A 1,838-nucleotide genomic window follows, 5' to 3' on the forward strand; every position below is an offset into this window, starting at 1 on the left:
CTTCTGGCCGAGGCCGGGCTGGATGAGGTAGCCGAGGGCTATCGCACCTCGTCCGAGGTTCAGGGCTATCTGCGGCTGAAGATGCCCGAACGCGCCGCGCAGTATTTCGTCGATTTCTGGTCCGGCAAGGGCGCTTGGACGGCGCTGGATGACGGCACCCGGCGCTATATCACCGACACTGTGGACCGGGTCGCCGATGACTGGACCGGGGTGCTTGTCGATCTGCCTGAACAAGCCGGGATAAGCGATTGTTCTGCCTTTGGAATGCCGGTTCAACTGATCCGCGGCGGCGCGTCGCGCGCCTCGGCCCGTGCGATCATTGGCCTGCTGGCCGAGGCGCTGCCGGGGGCCGAATTTCATGATGTGCCGGGGGTCGATCACATGGCGCCCGTCGCCCGGCCCGATCTGATCAACCCGCTGATCGTCCGGTTTCTGGACAATCATGCTGCAAACGGTGCCTGAGGGGCGCTGAAATAGGGAGAGATACGATGTTCAATGCTTTGGTGGTTGAGAAAGACGAAGACGGCAAAACCCGCGCCGCCGTGCAACAGATCGACGAGTCGCGCCTGCCCGAAGGCAACGTGACCGTTGCGGTCGAATATTCGACGGTGAATTACAAGGACGGGCTGTGCATCGGCCCCGGTGGCGGGCTGGTGCGCAATTATCCGCATGTGCCGGGCATTGATTTCGCCGGCACCGTCGAGGCCTCGGACGACGCTCGATATAAACCCGGCGATAAGGTGGTTCTGACCGGCTGGCGCGTGGGCGAAGTGCGCTGGGGCGGTTATGCGCAAAAGGCGCGGGTGAATGCCGATTGGCTGGTGCCGCTGCCTGCCGGGCTGGAACCGCGTCAGGCGATGGCGGTCGGCACGGCCGGTCTGACAGCGATGTTGGCGATCATGGCGCTTGAGGATCAGGGGATGAAACCCGGTCAGGGGCCGGTTCTGGTCACGGGGGCTGCGGGGGGTGTTGGCTCGGTCGCGGTGGCTGTGCTGGCGCATCTGGGTTACGAGGTCGCCGCGGTCACCGGCCGCGCCGATCAGGCCGATTACCTGCGCGGCCTTGGCGCGACCGAGATCATCCCGCGCGAAGACCTGACCGAAGTCACCCGCAAACCGCTTGAGGCTGAACGCTGGGCGGGCTGCGTCGATGCGGTGGCGGGCGCGATGCTGGGCCGGGTCCTGAAACAGATGAAATACGGTGCCTCGGTCGCGGCGATCGGTCTGGCGGGCGGTGCCGCGATTGATGGCGCGCTGATCACGCCGTTCATCCTGCGTGGCGTCAACCTGTTGGGCATCGACAGCGTGATGCAGCCCTATGGCAACCGCCTGCGGGCCTGGCAGCGTATCGCCAGCGATCTGCCGATGGACCGGCTTGAGACCATGGTGCAACCGGCGGTTCTGGCCGATCTGCCCGCTTTGGGGGCCGCGATCCTGAAAGGTCAGGTCAAGGGCCGGATCGTCGTCGACGTGAACGCCTGAATGACCGGGCAATCGCCGGTTCTGTTGTGGTTGCGGCGCGATCTGCGCCTTGCCGATCATCCGGCGCTGGCGGCGGCTTGTGCGTCGGGGCGGCCGGTGATCCCGGTGATCCTCTATGACGACTCGGTGGCGGCGCTGGGGGCAGCGCCGCGGTTCCGGCTGGGCCTGTCGATTGCCGATCTCTCGGCCCGGCTGGATCGGCGCGGCAGCCGCCTGATCCTGCGGCGCGGTCCGGCGCATGAGGTGCTGCGCGCCCTGATCGCTGAAACCGGCGCGGGCGCGGTCTATTGGTCGCGCCTCTATGATCCGGCATCGCGTGCCCGTGCCACTGAAATCAAGGCAAGCCTGCGCGCGGAC

3 protein-coding genes are annotated in these 1,838 nt (G+C 66.3%); all 3 read left to right on the plus strand.

Annotation, left to right across the window (positions count from 1 at the left end):
• On the plus strand, positions 1-462 hold a 462-nt coding region (locus ABYW26_RS14115), incomplete at its 5' end, for an alpha/beta fold hydrolase (protein WP_372605552.1).
• A 26-nt stretch (positions 463-488) separates the two neighbouring features.
• Positions 489-1,481, plus strand: coding sequence for an MDR family oxidoreductase (locus ABYW26_RS14120; RefSeq protein ID WP_372605553.1), 993 nt, complete (start codon positions 489-491; stop codon positions 1,479-1,481).
• Positions 1,482-1,838, plus strand: a 357-nt coding sequence (locus tag ABYW26_RS14125) for a deoxyribodipyrimidine photo-lyase (protein WP_372605554.1), incomplete at its 3' end; no start/stop codon positions are given.

Source organism: Actibacterium sp., assembly GCF_041584535.1.
Taxonomy (GTDB): domain Bacteria; phylum Pseudomonadota; class Alphaproteobacteria; order Rhodobacterales; family Rhodobacteraceae; genus Actibacterium_D.

Excerpts from the sequence above, each read along its gene's own strand:
- ABYW26_RS14120 (WP_372605553.1), top strand. The coding sequence starts at position 489 with ATGTTCAATGCTTTGGTGGTTGAGAAAGACGAAGACGGCAAAACCCGC.